This is a genomic window from Brevundimonas diminuta (assembly GCF_022654015.1).
Taxonomy (GTDB): domain Bacteria; phylum Pseudomonadota; class Alphaproteobacteria; order Caulobacterales; family Caulobacteraceae; genus Brevundimonas; species Brevundimonas diminuta_C.
On sequence record NZ_CP073063.1, the window covers coordinates 1,537,433 to 1,557,402 of the forward strand.

Below are 19,970 nucleotides of genomic sequence, written 5' to 3' on the forward strand. Positions count from 1 at the left end.
CCATGTCTCGCGTCCTGATCCTGAACCCCGCCGACGACGTCGCCATCGCCCTGGACGAAATCGCCAGCGGCGATACGCCCGATGGTCTGAACGCGCCGGCGCGCGCCGACATCGCCACCGGCCACAAGATCGCCCGTCATGCGGTGGAGGAGGGCGGTCTGGTCCGCCGCTACGGTCAGGTGATCGGGCGCGCGAAGGTCGCCATCGCGGCCGGCGATCATGTCCACATTCACAACCTGGCTATGGCCGAGGACGGACGTGAAGCTGAGGTCGGGGCCGACTTGCGTCCGCCGGCGCCGTTGTCTGGCGCGACGTTCAACGGCATCGTTCGCCCCGACGGCCGCGTCGGCACACGCAACTACATCGGCGTCCTGACCAGCGTGAACTGTTCTGCCACCGTGGCGCGCCGCATCGCCGACGCCTTCTTGGACTCCAGTCTGCCTGCGGGTGTCGATGGCGTGGTCGCATTCACTCACCAAGGCGGTTGCGGCGGCTCGTCGCTCAGCAGCGACGTGACGCTGCTGCAGCGGACTTTAGCGGGCTATGCAAAGCATCCGAACTTTCATACCATCCTGATCGTGGGCTTGGGCTGCGAGGCCAATCAGATTCCCGCCTGGCTAGCCAATGAAGGCCTTCAATCCGGCCCGCGGCTGCGCGCCCTGACGATCCAGGAGGCCGGCGGCACGGCTCGTGCGATTGAGGCCGGGATCGACATCGTTCGCGACCTGGTCGCCGAGGCGGCGCAGGTCCAGCGCCAACCTGTTTCCGCATCTCACCTGACTGTCGGTCTGCAATGCGGCGGTTCTGACGGCTGGTCCGGCGTCACCGCCAATCCGGCCCTGGGCGCAGCGGTCGATCTGCTGGTCGCGCACGGCGGCTCGGCCATGCTGTCGGAAACGCCCGAAATCTGGGGCGCGGAACATCTGCTGCTGCGGCGTGCGGCGTCTCAGGATGTGGCGGACAAGCTGAATGCGCGCCTGGTGTGGTGGCGCGACTATGCGGACCGTCATCAGATGGAGCTGAACAACAATCCGTCGCCCGGCAATCTGAAGGGCGGTTTGACCACCATCCTGGAAAAGTCGCTGGGCGCGGTGGCAAAGTCCGGTTCGACCCCGCTGAACGACGTGATCGGATACGCCGAACCGCTCCAGGCCAAGGGCCTCAGCTTCATGGACAGCCCCGGTTACGACCCGTGCTCGGCCACGGGCCAGATCGCCTCGGGCGCCAATCTGATCGTCTTCACCACCGGCCGGGGCTCGGTCTTCGGCGCCAAGCCCGCCCCGTCGATCAAGGTCGCCTCCAACGCCAAACTGGCGAACTGGATGGACGAGGACATGGACATCGACGCCTCGCCCATCCTGACCGGGACCAGCCTGGCCGGGGTCGGCGAGGTCATCTTCCAGAAAATGCTCGATGTGGCCTCAGGCGAGCCATCCAAATCCGAAGCCCTCGGCATCGGCGACAACGAGTTCGTGCCCTGGCAGGTCGGAGCGTATTTGTAGAGGCGGCGAGGGATCCGAAAACCTCAATCGCCGCTTTTTGCTTGGCTAAAAAGAAGGCCCGGAGATGTTCGCTCCGGGCCTTTAGTTTGTCGCGCTGGAGGCGTCAGGGAGGGAGGCTCAATACTTCCAGCGCAATCCCACGGCGATCTCTCGGCCGGTGTGACGGTAGTCGGACACGCGGTTGGTCACGTCGACATAACGGTCGGTGTAGGCGTCCGTCAGATTGATGCCTTCGAGCGAGAAGGTCAGGTTCGGCGTGAACTCGTAGGACATCGAGGCATCGACATTGGTGGTGTCGTTGACCCCTTCTTTGGAGTTGCCGTTCGCGCCAGGGAAGGACAGCAGATACTGGCTGCGGTGTGCGACCGAGACGCGGGCCTGGAATGGGCCGTCCTCGTAGTACAGGGTCGCGTTGGCGGTGTTCTTCGACTGGCCTGTCAGACGGTTTTTGCCGGCCGTGCCGTAGCTGACCTCGGAATCAACCCAGGTGACATTCCCGGTGAAGCCGAAGTTGGACAAAAGGCCAGGCAGGAAGGTGAAGGGTTGCTGATATTGGATTTCGATCCCCTTCAGCGCGCCGCCTTCGCCGTTCAGGCGGCGCGTGACCTGGAAGATGTCGGTCGGGCTTGCAGCGCCCTGAAGCAGTTCGTTGGGCAGGCCCAGCTGGTTGTAGGGGATGCCGACGGTTTCGGATGTGATGAAGCTGTCGATGTCTTTGTAGAAGACGGCGGCGGCCAAAAGGCCCTCAGTCTGGAAATACCACTCGACGGAGAAATCGTAGTTGGTGGCGCGGAACGGATCGAGAAGCGGGTTTCCGTAGGAGACGGTGCGGGTTGTCGGTGAGACGCTGCCGCCCGGGGTCAGATCGCCGAGAGTCGGACGGGACATCACCTTGGCGGCGCCCAGGCGAATCACGACGTCGTCACGCGGCTCCAGCGCCAGATTGAAGGACGGCAAGGCGTCGTCATAGTCGTTGTCGGTCGTGACATAGTCATAGGTCGTGACCGGCGGCGTCCCCACCGCAATGGTTTGCCAGCCCTTGGCCGTGACCTCGGTCTGGGCATAGCGGATGCCCGCATTGCCGCGCAGGACCATACCTCCAACAGTCGTATTGAAGTCGGCCTGGAAGAAGACGCCCTTATCCGTTTCGTCCACTTCACGCTCGCTGCGATTAGGGACAAGGGGATCGTCATAGAAGCTGAGGAAGTCAGCAATCTTGGAAATGTCCGGAACGATGAAGCTGAGGTCCGAACCTGCGCCGGCGCTTACACCGTCCCCGATGCTGACGACGCGTCCGATGCTGTCGACCCCGGTAAGCCGATCGGCGCCGGTCGGAGACGTTTTGGTCCGCGTCAGGCCGAAGGTCTCGAACCCATATGTGCGATACTCGCCGCCGATCTTGAAGGTCAGGGAGTCGGACCAGTCGTAGGCCAAGGAGCCGGCGCCGACCTTATTGTCAAAGTTGCCGCCGGCGTTGCTGCGCGTCGCATTGACCAGGGTAAAGCGCTGACCCGAGGTGACGTCAAAGCCGTAGTTGATGCGCGGCCGGCGATCATCCTCGCGGAAGTCGAAGGTGTAGCCGTTTATGCCTGCGGCCTCGAAGGCATAGGCGACATTGAGCGGCGTGCGGGCTTCGGATCGGTTGGCGCCGACCTTCAGATTGCCATGCAAGCGGTCGCTGAAATCGTGGCGGACGTTCAGAGAGGCTTGGTAGAAGTTGCTTTCGTTGCGGGTGAAGCCGTTTTCGGCGCGCACCAGCATGTTGTCGAACACCCCGTAGGACAGGATGTTCTTGTCGGCGTCGATCGCATAATCGCGCACGACGACGCTGTTGACGTTGGCGCGACTGAACGACCAGGCTTCGATGTTGGGGCTTTCCAGTTCCGAGTTGAAACGCGACCACAGGACGTCCAGCACCGCCTCGGTGCGGTCGCTTGGCCGCCATTGCAGCGCGCCCGTCATGCCCAGGCGGTCTTCCTGAGTATTGCCCAAGGTGTAGCGCGGGATGCGGGGATAGAAGGCGTTCAGGACGGCGTCACGTTGCGCCGTCGTGGTGCAGGGAATGCAGCCGCCGAAGTTCTGGCCGCGCCCATAGGGATTGCCGGCGGCGTTGACGTTTGACGGGTCGCCCTTCTGCCAACGCGTCGTGTTGAAGCTGCCCAGGATTGGCGACCGCTCGGAATAGGCAATTGACACCAGGGCGCCGAAAGTTCGGTCCTCGTTCGACCAGCTGAGCAGACCCGCGAGCCGCGGCACCGTCTTCTCGGACAGATCATTGTACGAACCCTGTACAGACAGGGCGGAGTTCAGGCCGCTGCCGCCGAAGTCCAAGGGGCGACCCGTCTGCAGATCGACCGTGGCGCCCAGCGAGCCCTCCTCGATCTCGGCCGATTGCGTCTTGCGAACCTTGATGCTGTTGAACAATTCGGACGCGAACATCGAGAAGTCGAAGCTGCGGTTGCGGTTGCCGCCAGACGCAGCCTGGGCTTCCAGGCCGTTGATGCGGGTGCGGGTGAAATCGGAACCCAAACCACGCACCGAGATGGTGGTGCCCTGGCCGTTGACGCGGTCGATGGTCACGCCGGGCAGGCGCTGGATCGCTTCGGCCAAGTTCTGATCGGGGAAGTCGGCCATGTCTTCAGCCAGGATGGCGTCCACCGCTCCGGCTTCGCGGCGCTTGATGTTCAGCGCCTGTTGCAGGCTGGACCGGAAGCCGGTGACGACGATTTCATCGACCACGGTTGCATCTTGGGCGGCGTCTTGCGTGATGGGTTCTGAGGCAGGAACCGCCTGAGCCGCAGCCGCCGACGCACCCATCAGGGCCGCCAGGGATACGCCAACCGCGCACAGAGTCCGGGTGTTGATCCGTCGCATTCGTTCTCTCCCCATCCCGGCGTCCATCTGGCACCGGTGTCATTTTGTGGCATGCTGTCGCGTATATTCGGATTGGCGACGTGTCGCTTATTGCAACAGCTTCCCGCATTTTGCAACAAGGTGATGTCAGGGCCGAGAGATTCCGCTGAGTACGTCGGTAAATCCTCGACATCTCAGGCGTTAGGGTTCGAGCGATTGGCGATTTTTCTAAGCATCACGGTCGATTTCGACAGCATAGACGTGGTTGGCGCCGTGCATGTTCGACACGAAGACGATCCATTTTGCGTCCGGCGTGAAAGTCAGATTCGGCTCAAGCCGGTAGTCGTGGTTGGACAGATCCACGAGCCGCTCGGAGCGCAGATATTCGACGAAGATCTGGTTGTCCTTGTCGCTGGACGGATCTTCATCGACGATCGGTTCGGGGCGCAGCAGGACCAGCCATTTACCGTCGGGCGCATGAGCGACCATGTCGCCGTCGCCGCCGTCGCCAGCGAACAGACGGCCGTCCGGTGAGACGTTGTAATGGACCGACCAGTCGTTCTGCTCGACCCGACGATAGACCCGGCGGCCCGTTTCCAGATCGACCGAGGCGACCCAGAAGACCTGGCCGCGCGGGGTTTGCAGGTCATAGAGCACCTGTTTGCCGTCCGGGCTGAACCATTCGTGGCCGAAGATTTCGAAGTTCATCGTCCGCTGATGGGTCTTTCTCAGGCCCGTGCCATCTGCGCGGATAGCCCACATTCGATCCACGCGGTGCCAGGGGCCTTCATGGCAAAAGATGATCTGCTGGGGATCGGTAGGGGAGAACTGAGTATGGCCGATCCATTCGTTGGTCTTGTGGATCACGCGTCGCTCGCCCGTCGTCAGGTCGATGACGAAGATCTCCATCGGATAGCGCGCGGCCCAGCGTTGAAGCATCCGGACGCCCTTGGCGCGGGCGAAGTTCAACGGCTTTCCGTCCGGCCCATCAGCTTCGTATTCGGCCTGATCGAAGCGGCGGTTGCGCGGATCGGGCACGGTCGGCTGGAGCGGTTGGCTGTCAAAGGCCACGAAGCCCAGCAGCAGGGTCTCATCCGCATTGACCGAGTTGATCTGGCCGTTCGAAATCCGGCCGATCTCGCGACGCTGCTTGGTGTCGACGTCGATGACGAACAGGGTCTTGGCGCGGTCCATCAACTGGCCTTCGCCAGGCGCGGTCACCGAATAATAGACGTTGCGCCCCTTGCGGCCCGTGAACATCAGGTCGGCGTCATGGTCGGGGACCAGAATATCGACGGCCCAGGTCGCCAGATTGACGGTCGAGATGCCCTGAGGCGTCGAGGTGACCATCAGGTCGGGCGCCCCAACCTTCTTGGGCAAGAACATGTTCTTGTAGAAATAGGGCTTTCCGCCCCCGCCATCGGGCGAGACGCGGCGGATGCGATGGCCGGTCTTGGGATCGACCCACTCGGTCGGCACGGGGCCGTCCCAGCGCGGCCGCTCGACCGGCGTCTCTTGAGTCGAGGGCGGGGCAGTGTTGGGCGCGGGCCAGGCGGGGGTCTGTCCCGGCGCCGGTAGGACGGCCGGTGTGGCCTGCCCCTGAGCGGTCGTCGTGGCGAAGGCGCCGACGGCTGGGGCGCTGAGCAGGGCCTTCAGGGCGGTGCGTCTCGAGGTCGTCATTGGGGCGGTCCTCTCGGGTTTTTATGGATTAGGGCGCGGGGGTCAGGCCTTCGACGCGGACGGTCCAGCCTTCCTTTGGGAAACCGGGCGCATGGCCGCTGGACCCGTCCCAACCTGCTGCCATCAGACCCACGGCCATCAGCAGCGACCCGTTGGACGGGAAATAGGTCTCGGCCGCGCGGCGATAGCCGGGACCGTCGGGATTGACCGCCATCGTCACGCCGCCGGCGCCGGCCGAGACGGGCACCAGTTCGTCGGCGTGTTCGTCCAGGTGAACGCGCGGGGTCATCCCGGTTACGCCCCACTGATTGTTCTTCAGGTCGGCGAACAGCCAGTTCACCGCCTTGTCCGGTTCGCCAAGGCGAGCGGCCGTCATCGCCATCATTGGGAAATCCCAACCCCAGGTCTGGCGGACGTCCCAGTTCTGCTCAACCGCTTCAAACGTGCGGCGCATGGTGGTGGGATCGATCCGCGCGCCGGGAATGAAGCCATAAGCCATCAGGAAGGAGGGATGGTCGCGGTTCTTGCACTGAGCCGCCGCTGCGTGTCGGCGACAGGCTTCGGACATGGCCGTCTCCCAGAAGTCCGGCACGCTCTCGACAGGCAGATACAGGCCGTCCCTCATTGGCGGCGGCGCGATCTTGGCCAGGGCCTGATCCCAGTCGATGCGGCGGGCCTGACCCTTGCGTTCGCGCCACTGTTGCGCGGTTTCGAGGGCCCAGCGGAAATACTCGACTTCAAACGTCGGGTTCACCGTGGTCAGAGGATCATAGTTTTCCTGCGCCGGGATCATCGGCGTGCCTAGGTTCAACTGGCCGTCGCGTTCGATGGGCCAGGTGGCCAACAGGTCGGCGGTCGCCTCGACCACCTCGCCGTATCGGTCGAGCACGGCCGGATCCTTGTCGGCGCGCCAGACCAGTTCGGCCAAAAGGATCGGATGCGGCTGCTGCCACATGATGAAGGGCGAGACCAGGCTGGGGCTATTGCGACCCTCGGGCCCGACCATCTTGGGCCACCAGGCGCCCTTGACGTGGTGACGGGCGGCCTCGGCGCGCGCGTTGTCCAGATTGCCGACATACCAAGGCAGACTGCGTTCAAGCATGTCGGGATGGCCCCACATGGCCTGCCAGCCGGCGTGCCAGGGGTGCATTTCCAGGTGGAACTTGCCGTACCAGCTGTTGGAGAAAAGACCCTCTTCCTGGGGCGGCAGTTCGCCGGCGCCGTTCACCGCCGACAGGTACTGCGACAGGACGACGCGACGTTCCAGTTCTGCCGCTCGCGGATCGGTAGAGCCCGTGAAATCAACGGCGCCGCCCTGGGTCCAGAAACTGTTCCAGTGTGCAGTCGTTGCCTGGACCCCAGCGGAGTAAGCAGACGTCTTCTCAACGGGCTCCTGCTGATCGAAGCGGACCATGACGGTCAGCCGGTCGCGACCAGCAGCGGCCACCCGGAAGGCGTCGGGGCCGCTTTGTTCGATCTTACCGGATGCGGTGATGCCGGAATAATAGGTGGTGTCGTCCAGGATGCGGCGAATGTGGACGTCGCCTGTGTCGGAGGCGACGATATTCAGGCTCTGGTCGCCATCGCTCTGGAACATCGTCGGGTCGGGATTGATGGCGGGGTTCACGCCCGGATAGCGGACCTGGACGCCGAGGCCCTGAGATGAAACGAGAGGCGAGGCAATCTCGACCATGAGCATGTCCACCGTCGGGTGGACGCGGGTCACGATTTCGACCGGCTGGCCGTCGTATGTGAAGCGGCTGGTAAGGGCGCCGGACCACAGGTCCAGCGTTTGTTGCGTGTCGGCGATCTTGGCGAATTCCAGCGCTTTGCCGTCGGCGAAGCTCAGGCCGATGCGACTCAGCGAGAACCGGTGCGGATTGGCGCGCAGCCAGGTGTAGGCGGGTTGCGTCTCGGCCACGGACCACGACTTCATCCAGGCATAGGGCTGTTCGCCCCGGCCCGGCACGGGCACATCGATCAGGCCGTCCTGTTCTGTATAGCCGTTTGGGTTGGGAAAGCTGTGCCAGGCCCATTGGGCCATGGTCAGCAGGGGCGCGAGTTCCGAATACTGCTCCGGGAAGGTTTGAAGTCCGGTGATGTCGGCGGTGAAGCCCAAATTACCATTGCCCAGCATGATCGGCGCATGGCGATCGATGGCGGTCAGGGTCACGTTGTGGCGCGTGACCAGCGCGTGGCGGTCGATCGGCGCAGCCGGCGCTACGGCGACGATCGGGGTCCCTGTCTGGGCGCAGGCAGCCGTGGGGCCGGCCAACAGCGTGAAGGCGAGGAGGGCGGTGCGAAGACGCATCACTTCGCCTCCGCCTTCAGCCCCAGCCCCGCACCTTTCCAGCCGTACCAGGCGACGACGGCGAAGCAGGCGGCGGGTAGGAGGAAGGCGACATTGGCACCGTACAGATCGGCGATCCGGCCCATCGGCCAAGGGAGCAGAACGCCGCCGCCAATAGCCATGACCATGAGAGACGAGGCCTTCTTGGTGCCGGCGCCCAGGCCGGCGGTGCCCAGGGCGAAGATGGTCGCGAACATGGTGGACATGAAAAAGAAGACGGCCAGCAGGGCGATGGGCGAGGCCTTGTCGATGCCGGCGGCGACAATCAGCGTCAGCACGACATTGATGACGCCATAGGCCGTCAGAAGCACGCGTGGCTTGATCTTCAGCAGCAGGGCGGTGGCGAAGAAGCGCCCGACCAGATAGCCGATGGCCGCGAGCGACAGCATGAAGGCACCCTGCTGCGACGTCAGGCCCTGCCAGTTGTGCGTCACCAGATTGATGAAATAGGCGCCGATGCCGACCTGGGCGCCGATGTAGAGGGCCTGGGTGATCACGCCGGCGATGAAGTGCGGTTGTCTGGACAGGGGCAGGGCAGGGGCGTCGCCTTGCACCGCACCGCCGTGGTCGGACAGACCGGTCTCCGGCAGGCGGGCGCGCCAAACGGCAAGGGCGAACAGGACCACGCCGACGGCGATCAGCCCGTACACGATCTGGATCGAACGGGTCGCGCCGCCCAGGGCTTCGGTCGTCGTCGGGCTGAAAAAGACCGCGCCGCCGATCAGGGGACCGAAGAAGACGCCAAGCGCATTGAACGACTGGGCCAGGTTCAGCCGCTGTGAGGCTTTGGCCGGATCGCCCAGGACATTGACGTAGGTGTCGGCGCTGGTCTCCAGGATGCACAGACCGGCGGCAAGAACGAACATCGATCCGACGAAGGGCAGGAAGGCGCCTGCGCCCGCCGCCGGGATGAACAGCAAGGCGCCGATGGCGGTGACTGTCAGGCCCGACACGATGCCGAACTTGTAGCCCCGCGCATGCAGCAGCATGCCTGCCGGAATCGACAGCAGCAGATAGGCCCCGAAATAGGCGATCTGCAGCCAGGCGCTGTCAGCCTGGCTGATGCTCAGCGTCTCCTGGAAGTGCTTGTTCAGCACGTCCAGCAGGCCGTAGGCCAGGCCCCAGATCAGGAAGCAGGCGATGGCGAAGGCCAGCGGACCCTTCAGCGACCTGGCGGGCTTGGCGAGCCCTCCGGAGGTGTGGGCGGCGTCGGTCTCGATGACCATGGGGATACTCTCCTGGTGTTTCTCGGGCCTTGCCGTCTTGGTGCGGCTTCGGCGTATGGGTCAGATGCGATAGATCGCCTCGGCATTGCGGGCGAAAAGCCGGTCGCGCTCATCCGCCGAAAAGCCGGCCGTGATCGCATCGAAAGCGGAATAGAAGGCGTCGAAGGTTCCGTGGACGCTCTCGACGGGAAAGTCCGAGGCGAACATGGCCCGTTCGGTTCCGAAGGCGTCGATGCACTCCAGAACGATGGGGCGGATGCTATCGGGCGTCCAGGCGCGGTCGGTGATGCCCAGGCCCGAGATCTTGATCGAGACCTGCGGCTGGGCGGCCAGCAGGCGCAGACCTGTGCGCCAGCGCTCCATCCCTGCCGCGTCCCGATCGGTCGGCAGACCGGCGTGGTTGACGATGATCGGGATGTCGGGATGGCGCGCGGCGATGATCGCGGCGGTCTCCATCTGTGCCGGATAGAGCTGGAGGTCGAACGACAGACCGTGGCGCGCCAGCTTGGCGAAGCCCTCGACCCACTGCGGATCACGCAGCAGGTCGCGGTCGGTGTAGGTCTTCAACGGATCCTCGTGCCAGCAGACGATCTGGCGCACGCCGCGCACATTCGGGCGGGCCGCGTGAGCTTCCAGTAGAGCGTCCAGGTCAGGATCCAGCATATCGGCACCGGCGACGATGGCGTGCGGATAATCGGTGTCATCAGCGATCGACTGAAGCCAGTCGGTCTCGGCCAGCTGCTGGCCCATCGACTGACCCGCCTCGACGTGAACGATCTTGTCCACGCGCCAGCCGGCCGTGTCGGCCAGGTAGTCCTCCAGCAGATAGTTTGCGTTGGCGATGGGCGACATGTCTCCCGCCGGATTGTTCGGCAGGGGATCGTCCTGAAGCCAGCCATAGCGCGCACGCGACAGGTCCCACAGGTGGACGTGGCCGTCGACAATGCGAAGGTCCGAAGCCACGCGCTCGTCCTTAGTATGTCGTTCTGCCGCCCGACGTGTCGAACGTCGAGGCGGTGGTGAAGCTGCATTCTTCCGAGGCCATGAAACAGACCATGGCGGCGCTTTCCTCGACTTCGCCCAGGCGTCCCATTGGGATCTTGGAGCGCATGTAGTCGACCTGGCTCTGGGGCAGTTGCTCCAGGATGGGGCTTTCGAAGGTGGCGGGGGTCAGACTGTTGGCGATGACGCCCCTGCCGGCCAGTTCCTTGCCCAGCGATTTGGTGAAGCCGATCACGCCGGCCTTTGAGGCGGAATAGGCTGAGGCATTGGGATTGCCTTCCTTGCCCGCGACCGAGGCCACATTGACGATCCGGCCGTAACCGTTGGCCAGCATGAAGGGCACGATGGCGCGCGAGCAGTAGAAGACGCCGTTCAGATTGATATCGACGACGCGCCTCCAGCTGTCGACGGGAAACTCCTGTACCGGCACGGTGGCGCCGGTGATGCCGGCCGAGGCGACCAGGATGTCGATGCGGCCGTCTAGCGCCTGGGCCGAAGCGTTGGCCGCAGCAGCGACGGCGTCGGGGTCGGCGACGTCCAGGGCGATCACATGGACGGCTCCGACCTCGGCAGCGGCGGCCGTCAGAGCGTCGGCGTTCAGGTCCCACAGCACGACCTTGCCGCCCTCGGAGACGATGCGGGCGGCGGCGGCCTTACCCAGACCCGACGCGCCGCCGGTGACGACGGCGGTGCGGCCCGAAAAGCGGCCCTGATAGGCGCTCATCGCGTCCACTCCACGAAGGTCTGACCCTGTTCGCCCAGCTTCTGGATGCCCAGACGGACCGTGTCGCCCGGTTTGAGATAGAGGGGCGGCTTCTGGCCAAGACCCACACCGGGCGGGGTGCCGGTGGTGATCAGGTCGCCCGGCTCCAGCGTCATGAACTCGGACAGATAGGAGACGATTTCGGCGACCCCGAAGATCATGGTCCGGGTGTTCCCGGTCTGCATCCGCTTGCCGTTCAGATCCAGCCACATGTCCAGGTTCTGCACGTCGCCGACCTCGTCGGTGGTGACGATCCAGGGGCCCACGGGGCCGAAGGTGTCGCAGCCCTTGCCCTTGTCCCAGGTGCCGCCGCGCTCGGTCTGATAGGCGCGCTCGGACACGTCGTTGATCAAGACGTAGCCGGCGACGTGATCCAGCGCCTCGGCCTTGGAGACGTAGGAGGCGGGCTTGCCGATGACGACGCCGAGTTCGACTTCCCAATCGGTCTTTTCTGAACCGCGCGGGATCACCACATCGTCGTTCGGCCCGTTCAGACAGGTGATCGCCTTGGTGAAGACGACGGGTTCTTCCGGAATCGGCAGGTTTGATTCCTCGGCGTGATCGGCGAAGTTCAGGCCGATGGCGATGAACTTGCGGCTGCCGTTCACCGGCACGCCATAGCGGGGCTGGCCTTCGACCAAAGGGAGGGTGGTCGGATCGATGGCCTTCAGCGCGTCGAGCGCCGGGCCATGCAGTTGGTCCGGCGTGATGTCGGCGATAACGCCCGACAGATCGCGGATGCGCCCCTCGGCGTCCAGCGTGCCCGGCTTTTCCTGGCCCTTGGGCCCGTAACGCAGCAGTTTCATGGTGGCGGAGAGGCTTTCGTCTTAACGCGCGTAGGGGCGATGCAGGGCGATGTCGCGGTTCAGCTCGACACCGAAGCCGGGCGTATCTGGAACCTTCAGGCGGCCGTTTACGGGGACGGGTTCGCCGATCAGTTGCGGATGGAACATGGGCACGACCTCGTCGGCGCCGGGGGCCATCATCAGGAATTCGGCGAACGGGCTGTTATGGCGCGTCACCACGAAGTGGTAGGAATAGACCGACGAGCCGTGCGGGATCATCAGCACGCCCTTGGCGTCCGCCAAGGCCGAAATCTTCTGCAGTTCGGTGACGCCGCCGCACCAGCCCACGTCCGGCTGGATGATGTCGCAGCATTCCATTTCCAGCAGCATGCGGAAGCCCCAGCGGGTGGCCTCATGCTCGCCGGTCGTGACCAGCATCCCCTTGGGGGCGTTGTTCTTCAGCGCCTGATAGCCCCAGTAATCGTCGGGGCTGAGCGCCTCCTCGATCCATTTCAGACCCAGTTTGTGGGCTTCGTGCGCCAAGCGAGTGGCGTAGTTCAGGTCCAACGCCATCCAGCCGTCGAACATCAGCCAGAAGTCGTCGCCGCAGGCGTTGCGCATGGCCTCCAACTCGGCGAGGTTTTTGTGCAGGCCTTCCTCACCCTCGGCGGGGCCGTGGTGCAGGGGCATCTTGCCGCCGATGAAGCCCAACTCCTTGGCTTTGTCGGGCCGCGCGCCGGTGGCGTAGAAGGTCAGTTCGTCACGAACCGGACCGCCCAGCATGGCGAAGACCGGCTCCTGACGCAGGCGGCCCAGCAGGTCCCACAGCGCCAGATCGACGCCCGAAATGGCGTTCACCACCAGACCCTTGCGGCCATAGTACTGGGTCGAGAAATACATCTGGTCCCAGATCTTCTCGACCTCGGACGGATCGCGACCTTCCAAGAAGCGGGCCAGATGCTTCTCGACGATATAGGCCGCCGGCTCGCCGCCGGTCGTGACCGCGAAACCGACCACGCCGTTTTCGGCCTCGATCTCCACTACCAGGGTGCCCAGCACATTGATGCCGAAGCTGCGGCGGCTCTGGCGGTACTCGGGGTATTTCGCCATCGGCGTTGCAATATGGTCGTCGATCCAGTGGCCGTCGCCCTGATCGTGATAGTCCGCGCCGCCCCCGGTTCCGTCATTTTTTACGACGAAGGCGCGGACGTGTTTGATGCGAGGCAGGCGGTTCATGGCATGATCACCGAAAACTGGCGATCCGCTCCCATAATGCGGGATTTCACTGGCTTTCCTCCGTGCGTCACGTCAATGTCCCCTGTGTAGCCCCAGACGACTTGCGCGTTTTGCTACATTCTGAGAATGAGGATTACGAAATGGGACGATCGGCGTCAATCAAGACCGTGCTGGTCGATGGGGAAGAAGAGGCGGGAGCGAAGGCGTCCGGCAGCCAGACCCTGCTGCGTGGTCTGGACGTCATCGACGCCCTGATCGAAGGCTCTCTGCCCTTGGCGGAACTGTCCGAAAAGCTGGAGCTGACGCGCAGCACGACGCACCGTCTTGCCTCGGCGCTGGTCGAGCGTCGCTTGCTGTCGTTCCGCCCGCGCGAGGGCTATTCCCTCGGTCCCAAACTGCTGGAACTGGGCCACGCCGCCAGCCAGCAGATGCATCTGCCGCGCGTGGCCCGGCCCTGGCTGGAGCAACTGTCGGCCCAAACGGACGACACGGTGCACCTCGGCGTGCTGGACGGCCGCCATGCGCTCTATCTGGACAAGGTCGCCGGCCGGCGTCGCATCAACATCGGCTCGCGTCTGGGCGAGCGGCACCCCATCGCCTCGACAGGCCTGGGCAAGGCGCTGATTCTGGACAAGACCGAGCCGGAATGGATCGACTTCTACGCCGAGCCGGGTGCCGCCTTCGACTCGTCGGCCCGCGCAGTCTGGCTTGAGCGGATGCATGGCTACGCCCAGAAGGGCTACGCTTTCGATCTGGAAGAGAACGAGGATCAGATCCGCTGCGTCGCCGCTCCGATCCGGTCGGTGAACGGACAGATCGTCGCCGCCCTGAGCGTCTCCTCGGCCGCGCAATACATGTCCGACGCGCGGATGGCCGGACTGACAAAGACCGTCACCGACGCCGCCAACGCCATCAGCGCCGACCTCGGTTGGTCGCCCAAACCCTGAAACCGAACTACCGCCGGAGCCCGCATGCTGCTTGAAAACAAGGTCGTCCTGATCACGGGCGCATCGCGGGGCATCGGGCGGGCGACGGCGATCGAAGCTGCACGCCAGGGCGCGAATGTCGCCCTCAATACATTCCGGGACGAGACCGCCGCCGCCCAGGTGGTCGCCGAGATCGAGGCGCTGGGGCGCCGGGCCATCGCCGTCGACGGCGACGCGGCCCAGCCCGAGAGCGCCACAGCCTTCGTCGCCGCCGCCGTCCAGGCGCTGGGCCGGGTGGACATCTTCGTCTCGAACGCCGGCATTTGTCCGTTCCACGCCTTCCTCGACATGCCGGTCGAGACCCTGCGCCGGACGATGGAGGTCAATCTGCACGGCGCCTATTACATGGTGCAGGCGGCGGCCAATCAGATGGTCAAGCAGCGGGAGGGTGGCGCCATCGTCGCCATCAGTTCGATCTCGGCTCTCGTCGGCGGCGAGATGCAGACCCATTACACCCCGACCAAAGCGGGGGTGCACAGTCTGATGCAATCCTGCGCCGTCGCCCTGGGGCGTCACGGCATCCGCTGCAACTCGGTCCTGCCCGGCACCATCGCCACCGACATCAACAAGGACGACCTCGCAGATCCGAAGAAGCGCGAATATATGGAGGGCCGCATTCCGCTGGGGCGTTTGGGCCGGCCGGAGGAAATCGCTTCGGTCGTCGCCTTCCTGGCCTCGGACATGGCGGGCTATATGTCCGGCGCGGCGCTGCTGGTGGACGGCGGCGCCTTCGCCAACTTCCAGTAAAGCCGGGCCGTGATTATCTCGTCGCCGAGCGATTATCGGGAAGCCGCGCGGCGCAAGCTGCCGCCCTTCCTGTTCCATTACATCGACGGCGGGGCCTATGCCGAGCAGACCCTGCGTCGCAACGTCGAGGACTGGCAGGCCATCGCCCTGCGCCAACGCGTGCTGCAGGACATGACCAGCCTCAGCCTTGAGACCAAGCTGTTCGACGAGACCCTGCGCCTGCCCGTCATCTTGGCGCCCGTCGGCCTAACCGGCATGTACGCGCGCAGAGGAGAGGTTCAGGCGGCCAGGGCGGCGGGCTCGCGCGGCGTGCCGTTCACGATGTCGACCGTGTCTGTCTGCCCGATCGAAGAGGTCGCGCCGGCTATCGACCGGCCCATGTGGTTCCAGCTCTATGTGCTGCGTGATCGCGGCTTCATGAGGAATGCGCTGGAACGGGCCAAGGCGGCGGGGGTGAAGACCCTGGTCTTCACCGTCGATATGCCGACGCCGGGCGCTCGCTATCGCGACGCTCATTCGGGCATGAGCGGGCCCAATGCCGAAATCCGCCGCATGGTCCAGGCCATGACCCATCCGGCCTGGGCCTGGGATGTCGGGGTGCGCGGCACACCGCACGATCTGGGTAATGTCTCGGCCTATCTGGGCAAGCCGACGGGGCTGGCCGACTACATCGGTTGGCTGGCCAATAACTTCGATCCCTCGATTTCGTGGAAGGACCTGCAATGGATCCGCGATTTCTGGGACGGGCCGATGATCATCAAGGGCATTCTGGATCCGCAAGACGCCCGCGACGCCGTCAGCTTCGGCGCAGACGGCGTCGTGGTGTCGAACCACGGCGGGCGGCAGCTGGACGGCGTGCTGTCCTCGGCTCGCGCTTTGCCCGACATCGCCGACGCGGTGAAGGGCGAGCTGAAGATTCTGGTGGATTCCGGCATTCGCAATGGTCTGGACGTGGTCCGCGCCATCGCCCTGGGCGCCGACGCTGTCCTGCTCGGCCGGGCCTTCATCTACGCCCTAGCGGCGAACGGTCAGGCCGGCGTCGAAAATCTGCTGGACCTGTTCGAAAAGGAAATGCGCGTCGCCATGACCCTGACCGGCGCCAAGTCGATCGCGGGCGTGAACCACGAGATGCTGGCGATCTGACACAGGATCAGTGCGTCATCCCCGACGTGAAAGCGGGGATAACGCACATCTTCGCAAGTCCTAAGCCCCCAACGCCTCGATCAGGTCGCCCATGTTGCGGATGAAGACCGAGGTGGAGACGCCTTCGACCGGGAAGTCGGTATTGTAAGGCGAGGTGTCCCATAGGTCGCCGACGCGGGTCATCTGGTATTCGCCGCCGGTCACGGCGGTGGGGGAGGGGCCCTTGTATGGGTTTGATGTCGTGGTCAGCGGCGTGGGCCAATAGCCGCGCGCATTCAGCCCGGCCATGACTTCGGCCGCGCGACCGGCGTGAGGCGCGGTCGGGCGACGAGCGTCGCTGGACATGTCCCAGACATCGACGTCCTGAAGCGTGAAATACTTGGGCAGGTTCAGCGAGCCGGGGCGAGCCTTCAGCGGCGAACCGCGCGTGGCCTCATCGACCGGCATGGCCGACAGGCGCGCGTATTCGGCGCGCAGGGCCGGGGTATCCACATTGCGGAACGAACCGTAGTGGACGATCAGATTGGTGGGGTTGTCGTCGGCGTAGTACTGGCCGTTGGCGATGTTGGACCCGCGCCGGTGAATGTAGATCGGGGTGTTGGCGCCTTCCAGGATGAAGGTCGGGTGCGTGCGGCCCGGCGTGTTCAGCGGCGGCTTGGCCGCGACCTGATCCAGCCAGTCCATGGCCTCGGGCAGGCGGGCCAGATACTTGCGGTCGCCCGTCAGGCGATAGAAGCCCATCATCGACTTGATGTTGGTGCCGGTGGTGTGGGTGACGAAGGCTTGCGGCTCGATCGTCCGGGCGCCCGCCGGCTTCAGCGTATCGGGGAAGTGTTGCAGACCCCAGGCCGGTTGCGGCTGCGGCTGCTGGGTCTTTACGAAGATGTCCATGCCGCGATTGATGGCGTCCAGAATCCTCGCATCGCTCCGGCCGTTCCGCGCCAGGCCGTGATAGGCGTAGATCAGGAACTCCAGGTTCTCGCCGGCCACGTCGTCATTGAAGGTGATGTAGGGCGTATAGTCGGCATGGCCGTGCAGGCCGCCGTTCTCGACGAACGGATAGCGCTGGGGCCAGCCGCCGTTCTCGTACTGGCTTTCCAGCACGAAACTGATCGCCTTGTTTAGCGGCGCCAGATATTTGCGATCCTTCTTCTCAAGGTAGATCCGCAGCAACAGTTGCGACGCCTCGGCTGTCCCCGCGTCGTCGAACGTCGCGTTGCCGTAGTAGTGGTGGAATTCTTCCAACCGCCAGGCGTTGGCGGCAACAGTGCCGTACCACTGCTTCAGCGACTCCTCGCCGGCGGTATCGATCACATAGTTCCATCCGCCCAGCGGGTGCTGACCCTTGACCAGGGCGTCTGCGGCCTTCTTGGCGGCTTCATAGTAAAATTCGTCGCCGGTGGCGTGATAGGCGTCCAGGAACAGATGGCCCACGGTCGCGGTGCCCGGCGGCTGGACCCAGATCATCGTCGGGTTGGCCTCAAGCTCGCCCCAACGGCGCGAGAAATCGGGCAGATATTGCCAGACATAGCCGCCTTCGACGGCGGCCTCTTCGCTCATGAACCGAGCGGCGCGCTTCATGGTGTCCAGAATGGCGGCGCGCTCTGGCGACGCCTGGGCCAGGGCGGGGCCTGAAGCGGCGACGAAGGTGGCGGCGGCGCTCGCGGCCAGAAGAGCGCGGCGGTTCATGGACGTGACGGACATGGAAACTCCTGGTGTGACCTCTCTCGCACGGTTTCTAACGACCGTTTCGAACCGTCACTGAAGCATGATTGACACCGGTTTCCTAGCCCTTGGCGCGATTGAAAAAGGCCGCATGGACTTCTCCATGCGGCCTCCACCCAATCTCAATGTTTGCAGCCTCAGCGGCGGATATCGAACCCGCTGTCGCCCATGGCGGCGCGAACCTCGTCGGCGGTGAAAAGGTTGAAGTCGCCGGGCACGGAGTGCTTGAGGCCAGCGGCGGCGAGGCCGAAGTCGAGGGCCTCCTGATCCGACCAGCCGCTCCACAGGCCGTACAGCACGCCGGAGGCGAAGGCGTCGCCGCCGCCGACCCGGTCCACGACGCCGGCCATATGGATGGCTGCGGCGTTAGTCTCAATGACGTCGTCGCCATCGCGCGTCAGCATGACGGCCGACAGGGCCTGGTCGGCGACACTGTCCTGAACGCGCCGGGTGCAGGCGACGCGTTGCAGGCGAGGGAAGGCGGCGAAGGCGGCCTTGGCGGCTTCACGACGACGCAGGGCCGGGTCCGGGCTGTCGAATGTCGTCTTCAGCACCAGGGCGAAGTCGCGGTCGTCGGCGAAGGCGACCGTGGCCCCGCCCAGCATCTTGCCGAGCGTGGCCGGGGGATCGCCATCCCACTGTTCCCACAGCTTGCCGCGGAAGTTGCCGTCGTAGCTGACCTTCACGTCTTTCCTAGCGGCGGCCTCGATGATGGCGACGGCGGCGGTCGAACCGTTCGGCCCTGTCGCCGGGGTCACGCCAGAGGCGTGCAGCCATTCTACGCCGTCCAGAAGTTGGTCCCAGTCAAAGGCCGTGTCGATATGCTCGACGAAGGCCGAACCGGCGCGGTCATAGAGGACTTCCGACGGACGACGCACAGCGCCGGGCGTCAGGAAATACAGACCCATACGGCCGGGTTTGAAGACGACCTGAGAGGTGTCGACTCCGTGCTTGCGCACCTCGTCACGCACGCCGCGGCCCAGCGCATTGTCGGCCAGGACCGTCGCCATGCCGGTCGGCGCGCCGAAGCGGGCCAGCGACACGGCGACATTGGCCTCGGCGCCGGCCGGACGCACAGTCAGGGCAGGCGACTGCATCAGCAGTTCGTTGGCGTTGGGCGAAAACCGCAGCAGCATCTCGCCGAAGCAGAGGATGCGGCGGGAAGATGCAGCCTGGGTCATGATCGCAACGCTAGCCCCGGATCAGCGCGCCTGCCAGCCGCCGTCGACCGGCAGGATGGCGCCCTGGACGTAGTCGGAGGCCCGGCTGGCCAGGAAGACGGCCGCGCCGCCCAGGTCCGACGGCTCGCCCCAGCGCCCGGCCGGGATACGGCCCAGGATCTCGGCCGAACGGACCGGGTCCTCTCGCAAAGCCTGGGTGTTGGCGGTGGCGAAATAGCCGGGGGCGATGGCGTTGGCGGTGATGCGGTGCGGCGCCCATTCGTTGGCCATCAGCTTGGTCAGGCCGGCGACGCCCGATTTGGACGCCGTATAGGAAGGCACGCGGATCCCGCCCTGGAAGGAAAGCATGGAGGCGATATTGATGATCTTGCCGCCGTCGCCCTGTTTGATGAACAGACGGGCGACCGCCTGGCTCATGAAGAAGACGGTCTTCAGGTTGATGTTCATCACCAGGTCCCAATCCGCCTCGGTGAAGTCGACAGCGTCGGCGCGGCGAATCAGGCCGGCGTTGTTCACGAGGATGTCGATCCGACCCATGGCGGCCAGAGTTTCCTGCACGACGCGCTCGACCGGCTCGATCGAGGTCAGGTCGGCGCTGATGGCGTGGGCGCGACGGCCCATCGCCTGTACCTTGGCGACCGTGTCGTCAGAGTCCGACAGGGCGACCGAGACGATGTCTGCGCCCGCCTCAGCCAAAGCCAGGGCGATGCCTTGGCCCAGGCCCACATTGCCGCCGGTCACCAGCGCGACCTTGCCGGTCAGGTCGAATGGATTGCTCATGCTTTTCTTCC

15 protein-coding genes are annotated in these 19,970 nt (G+C 64.8%); 4 read left to right on the top strand and 11 right to left on the bottom strand.

Annotated features, from left to right (window positions below):
- Positions 1-2 precede the first annotated feature (2 nt).
- Complete coding sequence (locus tag KAK88_RS07535; RefSeq protein WP_242078495.1) at positions 3-1,502, top strand: UxaA family hydrolase; 1,500 nt, start codon at positions 3-5, stop codon at positions 1,500-1,502.
- Between the two features lie 117 nt (positions 1,503-1,619).
- On the opposite strand, the gene KAK88_RS07540 is transcribed toward KAK88_RS07535, so the two are convergent.
- The 8 genes from KAK88_RS07540 to rhmD form a co-directional block, all read right to left on the bottom strand.
- Positions 1,620-4,376, bottom strand: coding sequence for a TonB-dependent receptor (locus KAK88_RS07540; RefSeq protein WP_242078496.1), 2,757 nt, complete (start codon positions 4,374-4,376; stop codon positions 1,620-1,622).
- Positions 4,377-4,583: 207 nt separating this feature from the next.
- Positions 4,584-6,035: an oligogalacturonate lyase family protein gene (locus KAK88_RS07545; RefSeq protein ID WP_242078497.1), complete on the bottom strand. Its 1,452-nt coding sequence runs from the start codon at positions 6,033-6,035 to the stop codon at positions 4,584-4,586.
- Between the two features lie 28 nt (positions 6,036-6,063).
- Entirely contained in the window at positions 6,064-8,346 is a 2,283-nt protein-coding gene (locus KAK88_RS07550; protein WP_242078498.1) for a hypothetical protein, read from the bottom strand.
- Complete coding sequence (locus KAK88_RS07555; RefSeq protein WP_242078499.1) at positions 8,346-9,611, bottom strand: MFS transporter; 1,266 nt, start codon at positions 9,609-9,611, stop codon at positions 8,346-8,348. Before KAK88_RS07555 ends, KAK88_RS07550 begins: the two co-directional genes overlap by 1 nt.
- A gap of 60 nt (positions 9,612-9,671) precedes the next feature.
- A complete protein-coding gene (locus KAK88_RS07560; protein ID WP_242078500.1) occupies positions 9,672-10,574 on the bottom strand; it encodes an amidohydrolase family protein in 903 nt (300 codons plus the stop codon).
- Between the two features lie 10 nt (positions 10,575-10,584).
- Entirely contained in the window at positions 10,585-11,337 is a 753-nt protein-coding gene (locus KAK88_RS07565; protein WP_242078501.1) for an SDR family NAD(P)-dependent oxidoreductase, read from the bottom strand.
- Positions 11,334-12,182, bottom strand: a complete 849-nt coding sequence (locus tag KAK88_RS07570) for a fumarylacetoacetate hydrolase family protein (RefSeq protein WP_242078502.1) — start codon at positions 12,180-12,182, stop codon at positions 11,334-11,336. The genes KAK88_RS07565 and KAK88_RS07570 overlap by 4 nt, the downstream gene beginning before the upstream one ends.
- A 21-nt stretch (positions 12,183-12,203) precedes the next feature.
- Positions 12,204-13,397, bottom strand: a complete 1,194-nt coding sequence (rhmD, locus tag KAK88_RS07575; protein ID WP_242078503.1) for an L-rhamnonate dehydratase — start codon at positions 13,395-13,397, stop codon at positions 12,204-12,206.
- A 140-nt stretch (positions 13,398-13,537) separates the two neighbouring features.
- On the opposite strand from rhmD, the gene KAK88_RS07580 reads away from it, so the two are divergent.
- From KAK88_RS07580 to lldD, 3 genes are read left to right on the top strand one after another with little or no spacing between them, the layout of a single operon-like run.
- A complete protein-coding gene (locus KAK88_RS07580) occupies positions 13,538-14,344 on the top strand; it encodes an IclR family transcriptional regulator (RefSeq protein WP_242078504.1) in 807 nt (268 codons plus the stop codon).
- 24 nt (positions 14,345-14,368) lie between these two features.
- On the top strand, positions 14,369-15,130 hold the full coding sequence (locus KAK88_RS07585; RefSeq protein WP_242078505.1) for an SDR family NAD(P)-dependent oxidoreductase: 762 nt from the start codon (positions 14,369-14,371) through the stop codon (positions 15,128-15,130).
- Between the two features lie 9 nt (positions 15,131-15,139).
- Entirely contained in the window at positions 15,140-16,273 is a 1,134-nt protein-coding gene (gene lldD, locus KAK88_RS07590) for an FMN-dependent L-lactate dehydrogenase LldD (RefSeq protein ID WP_242078506.1), read from the top strand.
- Between the two features lie 60 nt (positions 16,274-16,333).
- Here lldD and KAK88_RS07595 read toward each other — a convergent pair whose 3' ends face one another.
- From KAK88_RS07595 to kduD, 3 genes are all read right to left on the bottom strand, one after another.
- Complete coding sequence (locus KAK88_RS07595) at positions 16,334-17,977, bottom strand: pectate lyase (RefSeq protein WP_242078507.1); 1,644 nt, start codon at positions 17,975-17,977, stop codon at positions 16,334-16,336.
- Between the two features lie 158 nt (positions 17,978-18,135).
- Positions 18,136-19,179: a sugar kinase gene (locus KAK88_RS07600; RefSeq protein WP_242078508.1), complete on the bottom strand. Its 1,044-nt coding sequence runs from the start codon at positions 19,177-19,179 to the stop codon at positions 18,136-18,138.
- Positions 19,180-19,200: 21 nt separating this feature from the next.
- Positions 19,201-19,959: a 2-dehydro-3-deoxy-D-gluconate 5-dehydrogenase KduD gene (gene kduD / locus KAK88_RS07605; RefSeq protein WP_091747405.1), complete on the bottom strand. Its 759-nt coding sequence runs from the start codon at positions 19,957-19,959 to the stop codon at positions 19,201-19,203.
- Positions 19,960-19,970: the final 11 nt, after the last annotated feature.

Bases quoted from the DNA above. Each gene is read 5' to 3' on its own strand.
- KAK88_RS07535 (WP_242078495.1), top strand. From the start codon at position 3: ATGTCTCGCGTCCTGATCCTGAACCCCGCCGACGACGTCGCCATCGCC.
- KAK88_RS07540 (WP_242078496.1), bottom strand. From the start codon at position 4,376: ATGCGACGGATCAACACCCGGACTCTGTGCGCGGTTGGCGTATCCCTG.
- KAK88_RS07545 (WP_242078497.1), bottom strand. From the start codon at position 6,035: ATGACGACCTCGAGACGCACCGCCCTGAAGGCCCTGCTCAGCGCCCCA.
- KAK88_RS07550 (WP_242078498.1), bottom strand. From the start codon at position 8,346: ATGCGTCTTCGCACCGCCCTCCTCGCCTTCACGCTGTTGGCCGGCCCC.
- KAK88_RS07555 (WP_242078499.1), bottom strand. From the start codon at position 9,611: ATGGTCATCGAGACCGACGCCGCCCACACCTCCGGAGGGCTCGCCAAG.
- KAK88_RS07565 (WP_242078501.1), bottom strand. From the start codon at position 11,337: ATGAGCGCCTATCAGGGCCGCTTTTCGGGCCGCACCGCCGTCGTCACC.
- KAK88_RS07570 (WP_242078502.1), bottom strand. From the start codon at position 12,182: ATGAAACTGCTGCGTTACGGGCCCAAGGGCCAGGAAAAGCCGGGCACG.
- rhmD (WP_242078503.1), bottom strand. From the start codon at position 13,397: ATGAACCGCCTGCCTCGCATCAAACACGTCCGCGCCTTCGTCGTAAAA.
- KAK88_RS07580 (WP_242078504.1), top strand. From the start codon at position 13,538: ATGGGACGATCGGCGTCAATCAAGACCGTGCTGGTCGATGGGGAAGAA.
- KAK88_RS07585 (WP_242078505.1), top strand. From the start codon at position 14,369: ATGCTGCTTGAAAACAAGGTCGTCCTGATCACGGGCGCATCGCGGGGC.
- KAK88_RS07595 (WP_242078507.1), bottom strand. From the start codon at position 17,977: ATGTCCGTCACGTCCATGAACCGCCGCGCTCTTCTGGCCGCGAGCGCC.
- KAK88_RS07600 (WP_242078508.1), bottom strand. From the start codon at position 19,179: ATGACCCAGGCTGCATCTTCCCGCCGCATCCTCTGCTTCGGCGAGATG.
- kduD (WP_091747405.1), bottom strand. From the start codon at position 19,959: ATGAGCAATCCATTCGACCTGACCGGCAAGGTCGCGCTGGTGACCGGC.